Source organism: Stenotrophomonas sp. CS3K5 (assembly GCF_059515225.1).
The window spans coordinates 315,014-335,200 of sequence record NZ_JCAKRX010000001.1 but is presented as its reverse complement, the minus strand read 5'-3'; the positions used below and the strand labels follow the sequence as shown (position 1 = coordinate 335,200).

The window sequence follows — 20,187 nt, the reverse complement described above, 5'->3', positions numbered from 1 at the left end:
GAAGGGTACGCGCTTACAGCGCGGCGTCCTTCAGCTTCTTCAGCGGGCGCACCTTCAGCTTGGTGGTGGCCGGCTTGGCGGCGAACCACTGCTCTTCCTTGGTGAACGGGTTGATGCCCTTGCGCTTCGGCTTGGCCGGCACATTGACGGTGGTGATCTTCAGCAGGCCCGGCAGGGTGAAGGAGCCAGCGCCCTTCTTGTGCACCGAGGAGGCGACTGCACCTTCCAGCGAGGCCAGCACCGCGCGGACGTCCTTGGCGACAACGCCGGACGCTTCAGCGATGTGTGCAACCAGGCCCGACTTGGTCAGCACTTCCTTGATCGGCTTCGGAGCGGCCGGCTTGGCGGCTGCCTTCGTCGCGACTTTCTTCACTGCCTTCTTCGGGGCAGCCTTCTTAGCGGTCTTTGCCATGGTTTCCTGTTCCGTGAACGGTTGGTTGTTTGGTCGGCGCCGAACCCCGTCGGCAAGCGCAATGTAGGGCAACTCTCGGGCGCCGCCAATAGCCCGAAGTGCGGAAAGTGCATGTTTTTTCATATCCAGGCCGATTCAGTACATGGCCGGTGGTGGGGAATGGGGGCGCCCGGGTACGCCCGGCGGCTGCAGCCCGGAGCCGGGTGAAGTGCGCGAAACCACTGAAAACAAGGGGGAAATACGTGGCGGCCTGGTGAGCAGACGTCCATCCGCAGCGCGCGCGCCGGACGCCCTGACTGCGGCGGAGCGACGCAGGGCTAACGCGCCGCGTGCGAGGGTGAGTGTTCATCACCACCACGCAGGAGCCGCACGAATGGGAATCTCACGACACGCCACCGCGCACTGGGAAGGCGATCTGAAGTCGGGAAAGGGCCAGTTGAGCACGCCGCAGAGTGGCCTGCTGGACAAGACCCGCTACGGCTTCAACAGTCGTTTCGGTGAGGAAAAGGGCACCAATCCCGAAGAGCTGATCGCCGCCGCGCACGCCGGCTGCTTCACCATGGCGCTGTCGGCCAAGCTCGGCGAAGCCGGGTTCACCCCGACCTCGCTGGATACCGAGGCCAAGGTCGATCTGTCGCTGGAAGGGGGGCCGCAACTGTCGCAGATCCGGCTGAAGGTGAAAGCGGTGGTGCCGGGCATCGACGCGGCCGCGTTCCGTGCCATCGCCGATGACGCCAAGCAGAACTGCCCGGTGTCCAAGGCATTGAGCGCGGTGCCGATCAGCCTGGAGGCCGAGCTGGGTTGATAGACGGTAGCGCCGGGCCATGCCCGGCGAACGCAGCGGGAAGACGCCGGGCATGGCCCGGCGCTACCGCATACGGGCGATCACCAATCAAGGGTGCCGGTAATCACCGTCTGCACCTGGCCGCCCGACCAGACCTCACCGTCCTCATCCACCAGAAGGGTCAGGCGCGCATCATGGCCGACCTCGCGGCCCTGGCTGACTTCGAACGGTGCACGGCCACGCGGTAGCGCGTCGCGCAGGTCCAGCCACGCGGCCAGCACGGCGTTGGCAGCGCCCGAGGCGGCGTCCTCGAAGCGGCGTCCGTTGCCGACGAAGGCGCGTACCGCCAGATCGAAGCCTTCTCGGCCATCGCAGAAGGCATAGGCGAACACGCCCATGCTGTCGGTTGATTCGGCCAGCGAGGCCACCGCGTCCCAGTCCGGGCGCAGCGCGCGCAATGCCGCTTCATCGGCCACCTGCACCACCCACCAGCTGCGGCCGCCCTGCATGCGTGCCGGTGGCAGTGTGCCCAGCGGCCAACCCTTCAACGCCGCCTGCAGCCGCGGATCGCTGGCCTCGGCGGTCTCGGCCAACTGCGCGCGCGGGGTGCGGATGGCGATGCGCTGCTGGGCGCCTTCGCCACTGACGCGCAGCGGCAGCGCGCCGGCGATGCCGTCCTGCACCAGCACACCGTCCACCGGCATCGCCAGGCCCGCCTTAAGCACCGCATGCGCGGTGCCGACGCTGGGATGGCCGGCAAACGGCACTTCCTTCTGCGGGCTGAACATGCGCAGCCGGTAGCTGGCGCCGGGCGCCTGCGGCGGGAACACGAAGGTGGTCTCGGGCAGCCGCGTCCAGCGGGCGATGGCCTGCATCGCCGCATCGTCCAGGCCTTCGGCATCCAGCACCACGGCCAGCGGATTGCCGGCGCCGGCGCGCGGGGAGAACACATCGAGCTGCAGGAAACGGCGTGCGGACATCAGGGATAGCTCCAGCGAAATGGGGAAATGGTAGCGCGGGGCCATGCCCCGCGAGCGCGCAGCGCGGCGCGGTGATGCCGCCGGGCATGGCCCGGCGCTACCAGTGGATGTGTCCTTCGATGACCGGCTGCACCTGGCCGCCGATCCACACGCTGCCCTGCGCATCCACCTGCACCTGCACGCGGCCATCGCGGCCGACTTCGCGGCCCTGGCTGGCCACGTAGCGGCCCTCCTGGCCGGGCAGGGCATGGCGCTGCCGCAGCCAGGCGCCGATCAGCGCATTGGCGCTGCCGGTCACCGGGTCCTCAGGTACGTTCACCGCGTCGCCCGGGCAGAACGCGCGCACCACGCGGCTGTGGTCGGCGGCGGCTTCATCGGCGAACACGGCAACGCCAGTCGCGCCGGTGGCATGGGTCCAGTCACGCAGCGCTGCCATGTCCGGGGCCAGGCCGCGCACGGCGGCGGCATCGCGCAGCGGCAGCAGCCACCAGCGCGGGCCGTTGTCCCACAGTTCCGGCCGATGGCCGGCGGCGGCCAAGGCCAGCAGCGGTTCCGGTACCGCGCCGGGCGCGGTCGGCAGCTGGCGCGCCGGCGGGCTGGCCAGTTCGATGGTCGGCGCATCGGCGTTACCCCTCACCCGCACCGGCAACAGGCCGGCGGCGCACTGCTGGACCAGTGCGCCGCCCGCGCGCGGGGTGGCCAGGCCGCAGGTGACTGCTGCCCAGGCCGCACCCACGCTGGGGTGCCCGGCAAACGGCAGCTCGCTGCCGGGGGTGAAGATACGGATGTGGTAGTCGGCGCCCGGGGCGCTGGGGTGCAGGAAGAACACCGTCTCGGACAGGTTCAGCCAGGCAGCGAGCGCCTGCATGCGGGCGCCCGGCAGCGCGTCGGCGCCCAGCACCACGCCCAGCGGATTGCCGCTGCCGGGGTGGGAGGCGAAGACATCCAGCTGCAGGTAACGGAAGGCGGCCATCGGCGGGTCCATTGGGCTTAGAATCGAAGGTTCCGCCCCTACGGGCGGCTTCCCCACATTACACATAGCCTATCCATGTCAGCTTCCCCCCTTGTCGATCGTTGGATCGTACTGAAGTTCGGCGGCACCTCGGTGTCGCGTCGCCACCGCTGGGACACGATCGGGAAGCTGGCGAAAAAACGCGCGGAAGAGACCGGCTCGCGCGTGCTGGTGGTGGTTTCGGCGCTGTCCGGGGTCACCAACGAACTGACCGCGATCGCCGACGGTGCGCCGGACAGCCGTGATCGCGTGGCGGCGCTGGTCGAACGCCATGAAGGCTTCCTGGACGAACTGGGGCTGGGCCGCGAGGTGCTGGCCGAGCGCCTGGCCGCGCTGCAGGGCCTGCTTGACGACGTGCGCGCAGCTGGCCGTCCGCTGGACTGGCAGGCCGAAGTGCTGGGCCAGGGCGAGCTGTTGTCCTCCACGCTGGGCGCGGCCTATCTGCGCGCCTCGGGCCTGGACATGGGCTGGATGGATGCCCGCCAGTGGCTGGACGCGATGCCGCCGCAGCCGAACCAGAGCGACTGGTCGCAGCGCCTGTCGGTGAACTGCCAGTGGCGTGCCGATGCGGAGTGGATGCAGCGCTTCCGCGCACAGCCGACCCGCCTGCTGATCACCCAGGGCTTCATTTCCCGCCATGCCGATGGCGGTACCGCCATTCTTGGCCGCGGAGGCTCGGATACCTCGGCGGCGTATTTCGGTGCACTGCTTGGCGCCAGCCGCGTGGAAATCTGGACCGATGTACCGGGCATGTTCAGTGCCAACCCGAAGGACGTGCCCGACGCGCGCCTGCTGACCCGCCTGGACTATTACGAAGCGCAGGAAATCGCCACCACCGGTGCCAAGGTGCTGCACCCGCGCTCGATCAAGCCGTGCCGCGACGCCGGTGTGCCGATGGCCATCCTCGATACCGAGCGCCCGGAACTGCCGGGCACCAGCATCGATGGCAATGCCGCGCCGGTGCCGGGGGTGAAGGCGATCAGCCGCCGCAACGGCATCGTGCTGGTGTCGATGGAAGGCATCGGCATGTGGCAGCAGGTCGGCTTCCTGGCCGATGTGTTCGGCCTGTTCAAGAAGCATGGCCTGTCGGTGGACCTGATCGGTTCGGCCGAGACCAACGTCACCGTGTCGCTGGACCCGTCGGAGAACCTGGTCAACACCGATGTACTGGCCGCGCTGTCGGCCGACCTGTCGCAGATCTGCAAGGTCAAGGTGATCGTGCCGTGCGCGGCGATCACGCTGGTGGGCCTGGGCATGCGTTCGCTGCTGCACAAGCTGTCGGACGTGTGGGCCACCTTCGGCCGCGAGCGCGTGCACATGATCTCGCAGTCCTCCAACGACCTGAACCTGACCTTCGTCATCGACGAGGCCGATGCCGATGGCCTGCTGCCGATCCTGCATGCCGAGCTGATCGACAGCGGCGCGATGCCGGTGGAAGAGACCGAAGTGTTCGGCCCGCGCTGGCGCGAGATCGCCGGCAGCGTGCGCCCGCGTGGCACGCCGTGGTGGCGTGGCCAGCGCGCGCACCTGCTGCAGCTGGCCGATGCCGGCACGCCGCGCTATGTCTATCACCTGCCGACGGTGCGCGCCCGCGCCCGTGCGCTGGCGGCGATCAAGCCGATCGACCAGCGCTACTACGCGATCAAGGCCAACAGCCACCCGGCCATCCTGCAGCTGCTGGAGGCCGAAGGCTTCGGCCTGGAGTGCGTGTCGCACGGCGAGCTGAAGCACGTGTTCCAGCATCTGCCGGAACTGTCGCCCAAGCGCGTGCTGTTCACCCCCAGTTTCTGCCCGCGCAGCGAGTACGAAGCGGCGTTCGCGCTCGGCGTCACCGTCACCATCGACAATGTGGAAGCGTTGCAGCGTTGGCCGGACCTGTTCCGCAACCGCGAACTGTGGCTGCGCGTCGACCTGGGCCGTGGCGAAGGCCACCATGCCAAGGTGCGCACCGGCGGCAAGGAGTCCAAGTTCGGCCTGCCTATCGCCCGCGTGGACGAGTTCGTGCGCGCGGCCACCGAGCTGGGCACCCGCGTGGTGGGTCTGCATGCGCACCTGGGCAGCGGCGTGGAGACCGCGCAGCACTGGCGCCTGATGTGCGATGAGCTGGCCGGTTTTGCGCGCCGCATCGGCAGCGTGCAGACCATCGACATCGGCGGCGGCCTGCCGATTCCGTATTCCGCCGAGGATGAGCCGTTCGACCTTGAGGCCTGGGCCGAAGGCCTGGCCGAGGTCAAGGCGCTGCACCCGGCGTTCCGCCTGGCGATCGAACCGGGCCGCTACCTTGTGGCCGAATCGGGTGTGCTGCTGACCCACGCCACCCAGGTGGTTGAGAAGGACGGCGTGCGCCGCGTCGGCCTCGACGCTGGCATGAACGCGCTGATGCGTCCGGCCCTCTACGACGCCTGGCATGACATCGAGAACCTCAGCCGCCAGGGCGGTTACGCCGAAGCGGCGTTCGATGTGGTGGGCCCGATCTGCGAATCCAGCGATGTGTTCGGCAAGCGCCGCAAGCTGCCGGTGTCCACCGCGCCGGACGATGTGATGCTGATCGCCGATGCCGGCGCCTACGGTTACGTGATGGCCAACACCTACAACCAGCGGCTGTTGCCGCGCGAGGACGTGATCGAGTGATCCGCTCGCGCGCCCTGCACCTGCCCACCGACACGCCCCGCGCCAGCGCGCGGGCCGTGCCTGACCGCGCTTGAACTGGATCCACCATGACTGCTTTCGACAAACACCAGGTTTCCCGCTTCCGCTTCGTCCGCTGCGAATTTGCCGCGGATACCGGCGTGGCCCGGCTGGTCTACGCCTTCGATGACGGCCCGGAGATGGTGGAGACCATCACCGTGCCCGGCGCACCGTTCGTGCTGGACGATGCGCGCGCCGCTGCCGTGCAGCGCGCGCTGCAGCTGCTGCACCTGATTGCCGGTGTCAGCTACTACAAGGCGGGCGTGCCGGAGACGGTCAGCATTGACAGCTATGCCATCGATGCCGATACCGCCGCCCTGGTGGAAACGATCTACCTCAATGGTCTGGGCGAATTCGCCTACCGCAACGGCCTGAACCTGCGCGGGCGTTTCCGCCTGCCGGTGCAGGGCCAAACGGTGCAGGCGCCGGTGCTGGGCCTGCAGCCGCACGCGCTGGTGGCCATCGGCGGCGGCAAGGATTCGCTGGTCAGCATCGAAGCGCTGCGCCGTGCCGGAGTGGACGAAACGGTGACCTGGATCGGCGGCTCGCAGCTGATCCGCGCCTGCGCCGAACGCACGGGCCTGCCGACCCTGAACCTGGGCCGCGCACTGGCCCCGGAACTGTTCGAGCTCAACCGCCAGGGCGCGTGGAACGGCCACATCCCGGTCACTGCGGTGAACTCGGCGATCATGGTGCTGGCCGCGCTGCTGCAGGGCGTGGACCAGGTGGTGTTTTCCAACGAGCGTTCGGCCAGCTATGGCAGTCAGATTCCGGGCACCGGTGAAGTGAACCACCAGTGGTCCAAGGGCTGGGCCTTCGAGCAGGCCTTCGGCAACTACGTGCAGCAGCAGGTGGCCGCCGATCTGCACTACTACTCGCTGCTGCGCCCGATGTCCGAGCTGGCGGTGGCCCGCCAGTTCGCCAAGACCGATTTCTACGACGCGCATTTCTCCAGCTGCAACCGCAATTTCCACATCCTGGGCGAGCGCCCGGTGAACCGCTGGTGCGGCGTCTGCCCGAAGTGCCATTTCGTGTTCCTGGCGCTGGCCCCGTTCATGCCCAAGACCCGTCTGGTGCGCATCTTCGGCCGCAACCTGCTGGACGATGCCGAGCAGGCCGGTGGCTTCGATGCGCTGCTGGAATTCCAGGACCACAAGCCCTTCGAGTGCGTCGGCGAAGGCCGCGAGTCGCGTGCGGCGATGGCGACCCTGGCGCAGCGCCCGGAATGGAAGGAAGACGTGCTGGTGAAGCGCTTCTGCAACGAGATCCAGCCGCAGCTGGAGGCGGCCGAACTGGAACTGGCACCGCTGCTGCAGCTGCAGGGCGAGCACCGCATTCCGGCTGCGCTGTGGGAACAGGTGCGTGAAGATTTCGCAGCTTGAAGGAAAGCGCGTAGCGCTGTGGGGCTGGGGACGCGAGGGCCGTGCGGCATTTGCCGTGCTGCGCACGCGCCTGCCTGCGCTGGCCCTGAGCCTGTTCTGCCCGGCCGCCGAGGCCGAGGCGGCGCGTGTGGAAACGCAGGGGGTGCTGGACGTCCGCGGTGAACCTTCGGCCGAGGCGCTGGCGGCGTTCGATGTGGTGATCAAATCACCCGGCATCAGCCCCTATCAGCCGATCGCGCTGGCGGCGGCGGAGCAGGGCACCACCTTCATCGGCGGCACCGCACTGTGGTTCGCTGAACATGCCGGCGCTGATGGCATCGTGCACGACACCGTGTGCGTGACCGGCACCAAGGGCAAGAGCACCACCACCGCACTGGTCGCGCATCTGCTGCGCGCCGCCGGCCATCGCACCGGCCTGGTCGGCAACATCGGCCTGCCGCTGCTGGAAGTGCTGGATCCGCAGCCGGCGCCCGAGTACTGGGCGGTGGAGCTGTCCAGCTACCAGACCGGCGAAGTGGCGCGCAGTGGCGCCCATCCGCAGGTGGCGGTGGTGCTGAACCTGTTCCCGGAACACCTGGACTGGCACGGCAGCGAGCAGCGTTACATCGAGGACAAGCTGCGGCTGGTGACCGAATCGGCACCGCGCATTGCCGTGCTCAACGCGGCTGATCCGCATCTGGCCGCACTGTCGCTGCCCGACAGCAAGGTGGTCTGGTTCAACCAGCCGCAGGGCTGGCACATGCGCGGTGACATCGTGCACCGCGGCGAGCAGGCGGTGTTCGATACCCGCAACACGCCGCTGCCCGGCCGCCACAACCGCGGCAACCTGTGCGCGGTGCTGGCCGCGCTGGAAGCGTTGGGGCTGGATGCGGTGGCGCTGGCGCCAGCGGTGCAGGACTTCCGCCCGTTGCCCAACCGCCTGCAGCGCATCGGCGTGGCCGAGGGCCTGACCTACATCAACGATTCGATCAGCACCACGCCGCATGCCAGCCTGGCGGCGCTGGAGTGCTTCGCTGGCCAGCGCATCGCGCTGCTGGTGGGTGGGCACGACCGTGGCCTGGACTGGACCGATTTCATGCAGCACATGGCGCACGACGTGCCGCCGGTGGAGATCGTGACCATGGGCAGCAACGGCCCGCGCATCCACGCCATGCTGCAGCCGCTGGCCGATGCCGGCCGCTTCGGCCTGCACGCGGCGGGAGATCTGCCGCACGCCATGACGCTGGCGCGTACCGCGCTGGGTGCGCAGGGTGGGGTGGTGCTGCTGTCGCCGGGTGCGCCGAGCTTCGGCGCTTATCGCGATTACGTGGCGCGTGGCCGCCATTTCGCCGAACTGGCCGGGTTCGATCCGGACAGCATCAGCGCGATTCCAGGCCTGGGCATCGCCTGAGGGGTCGGCTGAGGGGGGCAGACCCCTTTCCGCAGGAAAGGGCTCTGACCCCGCCATGGAATTACCATGGGCCTCCCCGGACGGTTCCGGACACCCGCATGTGCACCTTCATCACCCTGTTCCTGCCGACGTCGTTTCCACTTGATGAGGCCGCCGCGATCATGCAGCGCAGCGGCCGACGTCTGTTCGCCCAGGCATCGCCCAGCCTGCAGGCGGCGGCCGGACCCGGATGGCAGCCGTGGCTGAGTGCCACGCACTGCGATTGCGGGACGGCGCTGGCATCGGCAGGTGCGCCCCCGGAATGGAAGAGCGATGCCGAACGCTGGCGGAAGAAGGGCTGGAGCGAGGCGAAGATCGCCCGCGCGCAGGCAGAGCAGACGGCGCGGCATGAACAGGATCAGCAGATGGTTCGCGAGCAGGCGCTGGATGACGCCGGCCAATGGCTGCAGCGCATTGATGCGTTGCTGGGCGCGGGTGCGGCGCGCATCGGACTGCTGGTGCGGGACTACGACGGTTCGGTGGGTGCCCGGCAGGCCAAGCCGCCGGAGCGTCGCTGGTCGCGCGCGCGCCTGGCGGCGGCCGATCTGCTGGTGTTCGAGCCGGGCACGTTGCAGTGGATCGAGCGCGGGTAAGGCAGCGGGGTCGGATCCCCTTCCGCAGGAAAGGGCTCTGACCCCCATCCACGCATGGCGTGGATCTACTCGATGAAGCTGTAATCTCGGTCGATCAGGTCCTGCAGGTACGCATCGAAGCTCGGTGCGATCACCGCATAGCTGTCCGGATCGTGCAGGTAGCGCACCACCTGGCCGACGGTGCCGCCCGGCGCCGGATCGAAATCCAGGTACAGCATCGAGGTGCCGCCGTTGTTCATGCAGTGCGAGAAGCACAGGCGGCGGTTCATCGGCAGGTCGGCATCGATACCGTCGCCGAGGATCTCAGGTTCGTCATCCAACCATTCCTCGTAGATCGAGCGGATGCTGTCGTCCCACTGCTGCTGGTCCTCGAAGATCTGCGCCACCGAGCGCAGGTAGTGCGGGTAGCCGCCGTCCTCCACGTCCGAGCCCAGCATCAGCACGCAGACCTCGCCACCGGGATACTCGCGGAAGTGCGTGCCATCGACCCGTGACAGCAGCGCCAGCAGGCTGCCCGGCACCTGCGGCCACTGCACGCGCAGGCGCTGCAGGTCCTCGCTGCTGGCGCCCTGCACATGGGCCCACTGCGGCGCGTCATCGGCGGGCAGGCGTGGGATCAATCCCGCCAGAAAGCGATCGACAAGGTTCATGCCAAAAAGGGGACGGAGGGGATCAAGTCGTATCCCACCACACCTGCGTCACGCCGCCAAGGCAGAATGCGACGCGAGAGGGGTGAATACGGCTTGATCCCCTCCGTCCCCTTTTTCTGCGGAGCAGGCGCATGAAACGTTGGCGATGCGGTGTGGCGATGGTGCTGGGGCTGGCGGCGATGCCGGCGTGGGCGGCGATGAAGACCCAGCCGGTGGAGTGGAAACACCAGGGCACGACCTTCAGCGGCGTGCTGGTCTACGACGATGGCGAGCGTGACAAGCGCCCGGGCCTGGTGATGGTGCCGAACTGGAAGGGCGTGAACGCATCGGCCATCGAAAAGGCCAAGCAGCTGGCCGGCGACGATTACGTGGTGCTGGTGGCCGATGTCTACGGCAAGGGTGTGCGGCCGAAGACCGATGCCGAGGCCGGGCCGGTGGCCAGCAAGCTGCGCAATGACCGGCCGCTGCTGCGTGCGCGTGCGCTGGAGGCAGTGAACGTGCTCAAGGCGCAGGCCGGCAAGGTGCCGCTGGATGCCAGCCGGATCGGCGCGGTCGGGTTCTGCTTCGGCGGCACCACGGTGCTGGAACTGGCCCGTGCCGGTGCGCCATTGGCCGCTGTGGTCAGCCTGCATGGCGGATTGGGATCGCCGTTGCCGGCACAGGCCGGTGGCACGCACCCGTCGGTGCTGGTGCTCAACGGCGCCGACGACAAGAGCGTGACCGCAGAGGACATCGCCGGTTTCCAGAAGGAAATGGACGCGGCCAAGGTCGACTGGGAGTTCACCAACTACAGCGGCGCGGTGCACTGCTTCGCCGAGCGCGATGCCAACAGCCCGCCGGGCTGCCAGTACAACGAGCGGGCGGCCAAGCGCGCGTGGAAGGCGCTAGATGAGTTCTTCGAAGAGCGCTTCGAGAAACGTTGATCCGCGCAACGGTAGTGCCGGCCGCTGGCCGGCAACCTCATGATGCTGCGGACGTCATCGGAAATGCCGGCCAGGGGCCGGCACTACCGGATGCGGTCAATGCGAGCGGTCGGCACCTGCCGATGTTTTAGTGCCGACCGTTGGCCGGCACGCCTCCCCATCAATGCGAGCGCTGCACCGCGTAGCGGGCCAGGCCGCGCAGGGCGGCCACGGCATCGTTGTCGCCCAGCCCATCAAGCGCACGCTCGGCGGCCTCAGCGTATTCCTCGGCACGCGCGCGGCTGTACTCCAGGCCGCCGGTGGCGCGGATCGCGGCCAGCACTTCCGGCATCGCCGAGGCATCGCCGTCCTGCACGATGGTACGCAGGCGCTCGCGGGTGGCGTCGTCGGAATGGGCCATGGCGTGGATCAGCGGCAGCGTCGCCTTGCCTTCGGCCAGATCGTCGCCCAGGTTCTTGCCCAGCTCGTCGGCGTTGGCCGAGTAGTCCAGCACGTCGTCGGCGATCTGGAACGCGTAGCCCAGGTGCATGCCGTAGTCGAACAGGGCCTGCTGGGTGGCCTCGTCCACGCCGCTGGCCAGCGCGCCCAGACGAGTGCCGGCGGCAAACAGTACCGCGGTCTTGCGCTCGATCACGCGCAGGTAAGCCGCTTCGTCGGTATCGGGGTTATGCACGTGCAGCAGCTGCAGCACCTCACCCTCGGCGATGCGGTTGGTGGCATCGGCCAGGATCTGCATCACCGACATGCGCTCCAGCTCGACCATCAGCTGGAAGCTGCGCGAGTACAGGAAGTCGCCGACCAGCACGCTGGGCGCATTGCCCCACAGCGCATTGGCGGTGCTGCGGCCACGGCGCAGGCTGGATTCGTCCACCACGTCGTCGTGCAGCAGGGTGGAGGTGTGGATGAACTCGATGATCGCGGCCAGCTGGTGGTGGTCCGCGCCGACGTTGCCGACCGCGCGGCCGGCCAGCATCACCAGCATCGGGCGCAGGCGTTTGCCACCGGCGGAAATGATGTGATCGGCGATCTGGTTGATCAGCACGACGTCCGAGGACAGCCGGCGCCGGATCAGGGCGTCGACGGCAGCCATGTCGGCTGCGGCAAGCGACTGGATCTGGGGCAGGCCCAGGGCGGGGCGGGTGTCTTCGGTGATGGTCATGCGATCAGGCTTTCAGGCTCACCACTGATTATAGGCGTTGGCCGTGAATTCGGGCGCAAAGCGTGCCGGCCCGGTCGGTCGGCCCGGGGCGGGCGGCCGCCTGCGTGAATACGTATGCAGGCTGCGCCATGCCCGCAAGGCCACCGCTAAGCTTGCCGGAACAGGATTTCGGCCCGCTTCCGGCGGGCCCTGCATGCCCGGAGGGGGGCTGTCGATGTCGCACTATCCATGGTGGCGCGGAGCCGTCATCTACCAGATCTACCCGCGCAGCTTCCTCGACGCCAACGGCGACGGGGTCGGTGACCTGCCGGGCATCATCGAGCGCCTGGACTACATCGCCGCGCTGGGCGTGGACGCGATCTGGATTTCGCCGTTCTTCAAGTCGCCCATGGCCGACTTCGGCTACGACATCGCCGACTACCGCGACGTCGACCCGTTGTTCGGCACCCTGGATGATTTCGATCGCCTGCTGGCCAAGGCCCACGGGCTGGGCCTGAAGGTGATGATCGACCAGGTGCTGAGCCATACCTCGATCGAGCATGCCTGGTTCCGCGAGAGCCGCCAGGACCGCCACAATCCGAAGGCGGACTGGTACGTGTGGGCCGACCCGCGCGAGGACGGCACCCCGCCCAACAACTGGCTGTCGCTGTTCGGCGGCTGCGCCTGGCAGTGGGAGCCGCGCCGTGAGCAGTACTACCTGCACAATTTCCTGGTCGACCAGCCGGACCTGAACTTCCATCACCCGGCGGTGCAGCAGGCGACCCTGGACAACGTGCGCTTCTGGCTGGACCGCGGCGTGGATGGCTTCCGCCTGGATGCAATCAACTTCTGCTTCCACGATGCGCAGCTGCGCGACAATCCGCCCAAGCCGGCGGAGAAGCGGGTGGGGCGAGGCTTCAGCCGGGACAACCCGTACGCCTATCAGTACCACTACTACAACAACACCCAGCCGGAGAACCTGCCGTTCCTGGAGCGCCTGCGCGCGCTGCTGGACCAGTACCCGGGCGCGGTCAGCCTGGGCGAGATCTCCTCGGAGGACTCGCTGGCCACCACCGCCGAGTACACCCGTGATGGCCGCCTGCACATGGGCTACAGCTTCGAACTGCTGGTGGACGACTACAGCGCGGCCTACATCCGCGACACGGTCTCGCGCCTGGAAGCGGCGATGACCGAAGGCTGGCCGTGCTGGGCGGTGTCCAACCACGACGTGGAGCGAGCGGTGAGCCGCTGGGGCGGCCATCCGGCCGATCCGCGCCTGGCGCGGATGCTGGTGGCGCTGCTGTGCTCGCTGCGCGGGTCGGTCTGCCTGTACCAGGGCGAAGAACTGGGCCTGGCCGAGGCCGAGGTGCCGTTCGAGGCGCTGCAGGACCCCTATGGCATCACGTTCTGGCCGAATTTCAAGGGCCGCGACGGCTGCCGTACCCCGCTGCCGTGGACCGAGGCGCCGCTGGCCGGCTTCACATCGGGCCAGCCGTGGCTGCCGATCCCGGCCGAGCACCGGGCGACGGCGGTGTCCGTGCAGGAAGCGGTCCCAGCGTCGGTGCTGTCCGCCTTCCGGGCGTTCCTGGCTTGGCGGGCCACCCAGCCGGCGCTCCTGCACGGCAGCATCCGATTCGTCGAAAGCGCCGAGCCAGTGCTGCTGTTCGAGCGTATGCTTGCAGATGAAACCCTCCTGCTGGCCTTCAACCTGTCGGCCGAGGCGGTGAGCCATCCGCTGCCGCCGGGCAACTGGCAGCAGGTGGCGGTACCGGGTCCGGATGCGGGCACGGTGCAGGGCAATGAACTCCAGCTGCCGCCGCGCGCGGTGATTTGCGCACGACGCAGCTGACCGTTTTCTCCGGTGGCGGTACTTGCGGGGACGGGGCCGAAGCGCCCCGTCCCTTTTTTGTGGGTGGCCGTTGGCGATCACTTTCCAACAATTGGAATGGCGACGGCCGGGAGGCGGTTCGACACTGGCTGTCCCCATCTCCTACGCAAATCCCATGCGTTCCTTATCTACGCTTCTGCGTTTGTTGGCGCTTGCGGCAGCGCTGTCCGTTGCCCAGCCCGTCTGCGCCAACCCCGTCGTGATCGTCGGTCCTTCACTGGAGGATGCGTTCGAGGATTCGGATGTGGTGCTTCGCCTGAAGCGGTTGCTGGGGCCGGAGTACCTGGCATTCCGTCGCAACTTCGATGAGTCGGCGGTGCCGGTGCCGCTGAAGGATGGGGGGCTGCTTCTCGATGGGTGGAGGCTGGGGTTTCCATCACATCACGCAGCCGCCGTGGTGGTCTATCCCGATGGCGCGTTGCACGCGGCCTACTACAACGCTGAAGATCGTGCGGTGCGGTACTTTTCCACATCAGGTGGACGGCAGCACCGCGCACTGTTGATCTGGGCGAAGCGATTTGACCTGCCTTCGGATCATTCGCCCTCCCCGCACCGTTCTGTGGAAGGAAATCCCAGAGCATCTGCGCTGGCAGTGCCGACTGTGGAGGAGCAGGCGGCCATGCGATCGGTGGCCACCGCGATCTGGTCCGCCGAGCTGGCTTCGGGTTGGAACATGAACACCGAAGTGGGCCGCGTTCTCGGCGAGGCCACCAAGCAGATCATGGACTGCTCTGCAGCATTCAGCCTCGTGCCGAAGCCGGTGGGCTGGGTGCCTGGCTGGGCGTATGTTGCAAACACGTCAGTCCAGATCGTCGCTTACGTCACAGGTGCATCGGGGCATCGGGTCTATCGAACCTGTGTCATTGCCACCGCCAGTCGCCAGCGCTCATTCATCGAGTTTGCCTCGGGCGAGTTCTGAGCAGGGAGCGGGTCCACCATGTGGGAACTGCTGGGCCAGCTCCTTTCCGTTGTCCTCAGCAATGCGGGCCAGGCGCTTGGCCGGTTCAGTGGACGTATCCTGCTGACGCTGATGCTGGTCATTGCGATCGGCTGCGCACTTCTGGTTTTCTGTCGAGCAGGCTGACGCTGTTTCGCATGGCCTGCGGCTGAGCCGGAGAAAAAATGAAAACCCGCTGCCTGCGCAGCGGGTTTCCGGTCCTGCTCCCTGTGGTGTCGCCAGGCGTGGCTGGCGCTACCGACGGGATGGTTGCCGGCGCGAGGCCGGCACTACCGGGTCGTGCTCAGAACTTGTAGTTCACGCCCAGCATGTAGGTGCGGCCCCACTCGATGTACTCCAGCGGGCGGTCCTTGCTGCCGGCGTAGGTGCGGTACGGTTCGTTGGTCAGGTTGCTGCCCTGCAGCAGCACGGTCAGGCCTCGCAGGGCGCTGCTGTCGCTGAAGGTGTAGCTGACCTGGGCATCGGTCACGTTCTCGCCCACCACGTAGCGCAGGCTGCGGTTGCCGTTGAAGTTGCCGATCTCACCGATGAAGTCCGAACGACGGCGCTGGCTGACGCGTGCCTCGAAGCCGCTGCGCTCGTAGTACGCGGTGAGGTTGTACACGCGCTTGGACAGGCCGGGCAGGCTGATCGGATCGGTGCCCACGCTGGAGGCGCTTTCCGGATCCAGGATGGTGATGTCGCTCTTGTTGAAGGTCGCGCTGGCCTGCACGCCGAACCCGCGCAGGCTGTCGGTCAGCATCTCCAGCGGGAACGAGCCGGTCAGCTCCAGGCCCTTCAGCGTGCCGCCCTTGCCGTTCTGCGGCGCGGAGAAGGTACCGGTGGTCAGTACCGGCGAGGTCATGCCCGGCGGCGGCACGTAGCTCCCCAGCAGCGCGGTGAAGTCGTAGTTGTCCACCGACTGGGTGTAGACGTAGCTCTTCAGGTCCTTGTAGAAGATCGCAGCGGCGACGTAGGCCTTCTCGCCGAAGTACTTCTCATAGGACAGGTCCAGCGCGGTGGCACGCCACGGGTCCAGCAACGGGTTGCCGCCACTGCCGCCGGGGCGGCCGGTGCCGGTATCCACGCCGAACTCCAGGCCGGCGCGCATCTGGTCCACGCGCGGGCGCGCGACCTGCTTGGCCGCGGCGAAGCGCAGCGTCTGCTGGTGCGGGAACATGAAGGCTAGGTTCAGGCTCGGCAGCCAGTCGTTGTACGTGCGGCCGTCGGAATAGGGCTGGATGTTGTTGCCGGCCGTTTGCGAGCTGTCCCAGTAGCGCGAATCCGAGCTCTGGTCGGTGTGCTGCATCTGCACGCCGATGTTTCCGCGCACCCCGACCACGCCGATGTCGGTGTTGATGTTCAGGCGCGCCCAGGCGGTGGTGATCTTCTCCTGCACCGTCCACGACTTGGGAATCAGGTAGTCCAGGTTGTCGACCGGATTGAAGGTCATGTAGCGAGCGACCGCGGCCGGTACATCCCACGCCGGAATGGTGCCCAGGCCGGCAAAACCGAGATTGACCGGGCGGTACTGCAGGTCGGCGGCGATGTTGGCATCGCCCTGCGCGCCGAGCAGGATGTTGCCCTCGGACTGGGTCTTGACCTTGCGTCGATCGGCATAGTTGACGCCGATGTCGATGTCCGGTGCCCACGAGGCGATCGCTTCGGGCAACGCAATCGTTGCGGCCAGCTTGCCACCCTTCAGGCGGTCTTCCACCTGCGGCACCTTGCCGTAGCCGGAGCCGTAGATGGTGTTGGTCAGGAACAGCGCGTCGGGGTTGGAGTAGTTCAGGCCCGGGCTGATCTGCGAGAAGCCGTTCTGGCGGATCGACACGCCGACCGTATCCAGCTGCGGCATCGGGGTCAGCTGCAGGTTGTTTTCCAGGTTCAGCTCATCGCGCGTGGCCTTGGAGTAGTTCAGGTCGGCGACCAGCTTGATGCCACTGAAGTTGAACTCGTTGTTCCAGCCGAACGCGTCGATCTTGTCCTTGCGCTTGTTGTACATGCCACGCACCAGCGGGTACACGCCGCTGGCGGTGCCGCCGGTGAACGAACCATTGGCGTTGACCTGCGGGTTGCTGACCAGCAGACCGGGTGTGTAGTTGCCGTTGTAGTTGCTGAGGTTCAGCTCGAACTGGTTGGCGGTGTCGATCTGCTCGGCTTCGGTGTGGAACGCATCGAAGGTGCTGGTCCAGCTGTTGTTCGGCCGGAACTGGATCGTGGCCATCACGCCGTCGCGCTTGTTGTTGCCGGTGCGGCGCAGCGCCTTGATGCCATCGGAGAAGTAGGTGCCTGCGCCCACGCCCGGGCGGTCGCCCTTGTCGGTGTGCTCGGTGGTCCACGGCTCGTACAGGCCGACCTGGTTCTCCTGGATCGGCATGTCGCTGTGCGCGTAACCGATGGCGATGCCCAGGGTCTTGTCCAGGAACTGATCGATGTAGCTGGCACTGAAGCGGTTGCCGTACGGGTCGACATTGGCGGCGCGGCCGAGCGAGCTCTTCTGGTAGCGGCCACTGACCGCGATCACGCGCTCACCGAAGCTGAGCGGACGCGCGGTCTGCATGTCGATGGTGCCCGACAGGCCCTGGCCCACCAGCGCGGCATCCGGGGTCTTGTACACGGTCACGCCGTTGACCAGCTCGGACGGGTACTGGTCGAACTCGACGCCGCGGTTGTCACCGGTGCTGACCACTTCGCGGCCATTGAGCAGGGTGGTGGCGAAGTCCGGCGACAGGCCGCGCACGCTGATCACCTGCGCACGGCCGGCCACACGCTGTGCGGCCAGGCCGGGCAGGCGCGAGATCGATTCGGCGATGCTGACGTCGGGCAGCTTGCCGATGTCTTCGGCGGAAATCGCCTCGACCACCGAGGTGGCGTCCTGCTTGATGGCGATCGCGTTCTCGATGCCGCGGCGGATGCCGGTGACCTGCACCGTATCCAGGTTGGTGGCGGCGGTGCCGGCCGGCGTGGTGGTGTTCTGCGTGGACTGTGCCGACGCCAGCGTCGGCGCCAGTACAACGGCCAGCGCCAGACTCAGCGCACTGCGCTTGTGGTTCAACATTTTCCCCTCCCAGGCAATGTTGCAGATCGATTCGTGAGCGTCCCGGAGTGCCCGGAGACGTGCGACGCGGTGGCCGCTGTCGTCGCCGCTATGGTAGGCAGCGCATTCTTCGCGGGAATCACCCTGCATACGTATTCAATGGCGTTTGCAGGGGTGTAATCGCTTTCAGGTCCTGCTTGCGGTGGTGCCGGCCAGCAGCCGGCACCACCCACGCATTCAAAGCGGCGTGAAGCGGATGGCCTGCCCACCGCCCGGCGCCAGCACCAGCGTCAGGGCATCGGCACTGGTCACCTCGCGGGTTTCGCGAGCGAACGCGAACGGGTTGCTGCGGAAATCAGCGCCTTCACCATCGCGGTAGATCTCGGCGCGGTAGCGCACACCGGGCTCCAGGAAGCCCAGCGACACCGGCAGCACGCGGCCGTGCTCGTCGGTAATGCTGCCCAGGAACCAGTCACGGCTGTTGCGATCGCGGCGCACGATGGTCACGTAGTCACCCACTTCGCCCTCGAGCACGCGGCTCTGCTCCCAGTCCACCGCCACGTCCTCGATGAAGCGGAACGCCTCGCGATGCTGCAGGTAGTGTTCGGGCAGATCGGCGGCCATCTGGATCGGGCTGTACAGCACCACGTACAGCGCCAGTTGCCGCGCCAGCGTGCTGGGAATGGCCTGGCCGTGGCGGCCCTTCAGGCTGAGGATGCCGGGGGTGTAATCCATCGGCCCGGCCAGCATGCGGGTGAAGACCAGGTTGACCTCGTGCTCCGGCGGGTTCGGCGGCTGGCCCCAGGCGTTGTACTCCATGCCGCGCGCGCCTTCGCGCGAGATCCAGTTGGGATAGGTGCGGCGCAGCCCGGTGTCCTTGATCGGCTCATGCGGGTTCACCGACAGGTGCCGGCGCGCGGCTTCCTGCACCACCTTCAGATGGTGGCGCGCCATGAACTGCCCGTCGTGCCACTCGCGCCACAGCGGGCCCCCCGTGGGATTGCGGCGGTCGACCTGGCCGTCGTCGCAGACGTAGCCGGTCTTGAACTGGTCCACACCCAGCCGTGCGTACAGGTCCAGCGCGGCGCCCAGCTGGTCCTCGTAGTGCTCGATGGCGCAGCCGGTTTCATGGTGGCCGATCAGGTGCACACCCTTTTTCAGGCCATACGCCGACAGCGCTTCAATGTCGAAATCGGGCGTGGCACGGGTGAAATCGAAGTCGTAACCATTGCCGACCCACATGCCGTCCCAGCCGGGGTTCCAGCCTTCCACCAGGACGCCACGGAAGCCGTGGGCAGCGGCGAAATCGATCACCTTTCTGGTCTTGACGGTGGTGGCTGCGTGCTTCGGCCCGGTCGCCCAGCTCTCGTTGTCCAGATGCATCGACCACCACACGCCCAGGTATTTGGCCGGTTTTACCCAGCTCACATCGCCCAGCGCATTGGGTTCGTTGAGGTTGAGGATCAGGTCCGATTCGACCAGGCCGCCGGCGCGGTCGGCAATCTGCAGCGTGCGCCACGGCGTGGCAAAGGGCAGGCTGCGGCGCACCTTCCATCCTTCGGCCGCAGGCGAGAGCTGCGCACGCAGGCGCTGGCCCTCGGTGCGGCGCAGCCACATGCCGGCGTAGTCCACCAGCGCGGCCTCGTGGATCGCCACGTGCAGGCCGTCACGGCTGCGCAGGGTCATCGGCGTATGCACCAGCGGCACTTCGCGCAGCGGGGTACGCTGGTACAGGTACTCGTAATGGATCGGCTCGCCGGCGGGAATCCACCAGGCGGTCGATTCCGGCGCGATGGCGAACTCGGTCAGCTCGTCATCGATGATCGCTTCGCGCAGGTTCGGCTGCTCGGGGAACACATAGCGGAAGCCGAGGCCATCGTCGTAGACGCGGAACACCACATCCAGCCGCCGCTTGCTGCCCGTGGTCTCGGCCAGCTGTACGGTCAGCTCGTTGAAATGGTTGCGGGTGACCCGGCGCTCGCCCCAGGGCTGTTCCCAACGGTCATCGACGCTGCGTTGCTGCTGGCCGATCACCGCGAAATCACGATCCAGTCGGCCGTCGCGCAGGGCGAAGCCCAGCTTCGAATCCTCCACCACGGTCTCGCCGAAACGTTCGACGCGGTAGCGCGCGGTGCCGCCGTCCAGCACCAGGCTGGCCTTGAGCACCTTGCCCGGCGATTCGACGCTGACAACCTGCGGCGCGGCCTGCGACAGCGCCGCCATTCCCAGCAGCGCCAGGCCCAGCACATGCGCGAACAGCGCGCGTACAGCAGTGGGTGACATCGGCATTTCCCCTCCCAAGGCGCCGTTGGCAGACCCGGACCATAAGCC

At 67.4% G+C, this 20,187-nt stretch carries 16 protein-coding genes; 9 read left to right on the top strand and 7 right to left on the bottom strand.

The genetic code is table 11. The annotated features are described in order from the left end of the window. Window positions 1-13: 13 nt before the first annotated feature. A complete protein-coding gene (locus AC5YGJ_RS01455; protein WP_053516661.1) occupies window positions 14-412 on the bottom strand; it encodes an HU family DNA-binding protein in 399 nt (132 codons plus the stop codon). A 373-nt stretch (window positions 413-785) separates the two neighbouring features. On the opposite strand from AC5YGJ_RS01455, the gene AC5YGJ_RS01450 reads away from it, so the two are divergent. Then, entirely contained in the window at window positions 786-1,217 is a 432-nt protein-coding gene (locus AC5YGJ_RS01450) for an OsmC family protein (RefSeq protein ID WP_107230118.1), read from the top strand. 80 nt (window positions 1,218-1,297) lie between these two features. On the opposite strand, the gene AC5YGJ_RS01445 is transcribed toward AC5YGJ_RS01450, so the two are convergent. Both AC5YGJ_RS01445 and AC5YGJ_RS01440 read right to left on the bottom strand, forming a co-directional pair. Then, on the bottom strand, window positions 1,298-2,176 hold the full coding sequence (locus tag AC5YGJ_RS01445) for a PhzF family phenazine biosynthesis protein (protein WP_496185521.1): 879 nt from the start codon (window positions 2,174-2,176) through the stop codon (window positions 1,298-1,300). Window positions 2,177-2,273: 97 nt separating this feature from the next. Then, complete coding sequence (locus tag AC5YGJ_RS01440; protein WP_409461055.1) at window positions 2,274-3,149, bottom strand: PhzF family phenazine biosynthesis protein; 876 nt, start codon at window positions 3,147-3,149, stop codon at window positions 2,274-2,276. A gap of 75 nt (window positions 3,150-3,224) precedes the next feature. Here AC5YGJ_RS01440 and AC5YGJ_RS01435 point away from each other — a divergent pair, with 75 nt between their 5' ends. From AC5YGJ_RS01435 to AC5YGJ_RS01420, 4 genes are all read left to right on the top strand, one after another. After that, on the top strand, window positions 3,225-5,819 hold the full coding sequence (locus AC5YGJ_RS01435; protein ID WP_496185520.1) for a bifunctional aspartate kinase/diaminopimelate decarboxylase: 2,595 nt from the start codon (window positions 3,225-3,227) through the stop codon (window positions 5,817-5,819). A gap of 86 nt (window positions 5,820-5,905) precedes the next feature. Continuing rightward, the gene (gene murL / locus AC5YGJ_RS01430; protein ID WP_249844774.1) at window positions 5,906-7,258 is read left to right on the top strand and encodes a UDP-N-acetyl-alpha-D-muramoyl-L-alanyl-L-glutamate epimerase; all 1,353 of its coding nucleotides are present in this window, start codon (window positions 5,906-5,908) and stop codon (window positions 7,256-7,258) included. After that, window positions 7,239-8,648, top strand: coding sequence for a UDP-N-acetylmuramoyl-L-alanine--D-glutamate ligase (gene murD, locus AC5YGJ_RS01425; RefSeq protein ID WP_496185519.1), 1,410 nt, complete (start codon window positions 7,239-7,241; stop codon window positions 8,646-8,648). The genes murL and murD overlap by 20 nt, the downstream gene beginning before the upstream one ends. A 98-nt stretch (window positions 8,649-8,746) precedes the next feature. Further along, complete coding sequence (locus tag AC5YGJ_RS01420) at window positions 8,747-9,280, top strand: hypothetical protein (RefSeq protein WP_496185518.1); 534 nt, start codon at window positions 8,747-8,749, stop codon at window positions 9,278-9,280. A 65-nt stretch (window positions 9,281-9,345) separates the two neighbouring features. Here AC5YGJ_RS01420 and AC5YGJ_RS01415 read toward each other — a convergent pair whose 3' ends face one another. Then, the gene (locus AC5YGJ_RS01415) at window positions 9,346-9,930 is read right to left on the bottom strand and encodes an SMI1/KNR4 family protein (RefSeq protein ID WP_496185517.1); all 585 of its coding nucleotides are present in this window, start codon (window positions 9,928-9,930) and stop codon (window positions 9,346-9,348) included. 131 nt (window positions 9,931-10,061) lie between these two features. Here AC5YGJ_RS01415 and AC5YGJ_RS01410 point away from each other — a divergent pair, with 131 nt between their 5' ends. Further along, complete coding sequence (locus AC5YGJ_RS01410) at window positions 10,062-10,853, top strand: dienelactone hydrolase family protein (protein ID WP_496185516.1); 792 nt, start codon at window positions 10,062-10,064, stop codon at window positions 10,851-10,853. A gap of 160 nt (window positions 10,854-11,013) precedes the next feature. Here AC5YGJ_RS01410 and AC5YGJ_RS01405 read toward each other — a convergent pair whose 3' ends face one another. Next, window positions 11,014-12,012 carry a polyprenyl synthetase family protein gene (locus AC5YGJ_RS01405; protein ID WP_249844769.1) on the bottom strand — a complete coding sequence of 333 codons (999 nt, stop codon included), beginning with the start codon at window positions 12,010-12,012 and terminating at the stop codon, window positions 11,014-11,016. A gap of 214 nt (window positions 12,013-12,226) precedes the next feature. On the opposite strand from AC5YGJ_RS01405, the gene AC5YGJ_RS01400 reads away from it, so the two are divergent. The 3 genes from AC5YGJ_RS01400 (at window position 12,227) to AC5YGJ_RS01390 (ending at window position 14,963) form a co-directional block, all read left to right on the top strand. Then, window positions 12,227-13,840, top strand: a complete 1,614-nt coding sequence (locus AC5YGJ_RS01400) for an alpha-glucosidase (protein WP_496185515.1) — start codon at window positions 12,227-12,229, stop codon at window positions 13,838-13,840. 154 nt (window positions 13,841-13,994) lie between these two features. Then, window positions 13,995-14,798 carry a hypothetical protein gene (locus AC5YGJ_RS01395; RefSeq protein ID WP_496185514.1) on the top strand — a complete coding sequence of 268 codons (804 nt, stop codon included), beginning with the start codon at window positions 13,995-13,997 and terminating at the stop codon, window positions 14,796-14,798. Between the two features lie 18 nt (window positions 14,799-14,816). Continuing rightward, on the top strand, window positions 14,817-14,963 hold the full coding sequence (locus tag AC5YGJ_RS01390) for a hypothetical protein (protein WP_496185513.1): 147 nt from the start codon (window positions 14,817-14,819) through the stop codon (window positions 14,961-14,963). Window positions 14,964-15,120: 157 nt separating this feature from the next. On the opposite strand, the gene AC5YGJ_RS01385 is transcribed toward AC5YGJ_RS01390, so the two are convergent. Together AC5YGJ_RS01385 and AC5YGJ_RS01380 are read right to left on the bottom strand one after the other, a co-directional pair. Further along, entirely contained in the window at window positions 15,121-17,877 is a 2,757-nt protein-coding gene (locus AC5YGJ_RS01385; RefSeq protein ID WP_496185512.1) for a TonB-dependent receptor, read from the bottom strand. A gap of 216 nt (window positions 17,878-18,093) precedes the next feature. Further along, window positions 18,094-20,145: a glycoside hydrolase family 97 protein gene (locus AC5YGJ_RS01380; RefSeq protein ID WP_496185511.1), complete on the bottom strand. Its 2,052-nt coding sequence runs from the start codon at window positions 20,143-20,145 to the stop codon at window positions 18,094-18,096. Between the last annotated feature and the right edge of the window lie 42 nt (window positions 20,146-20,187).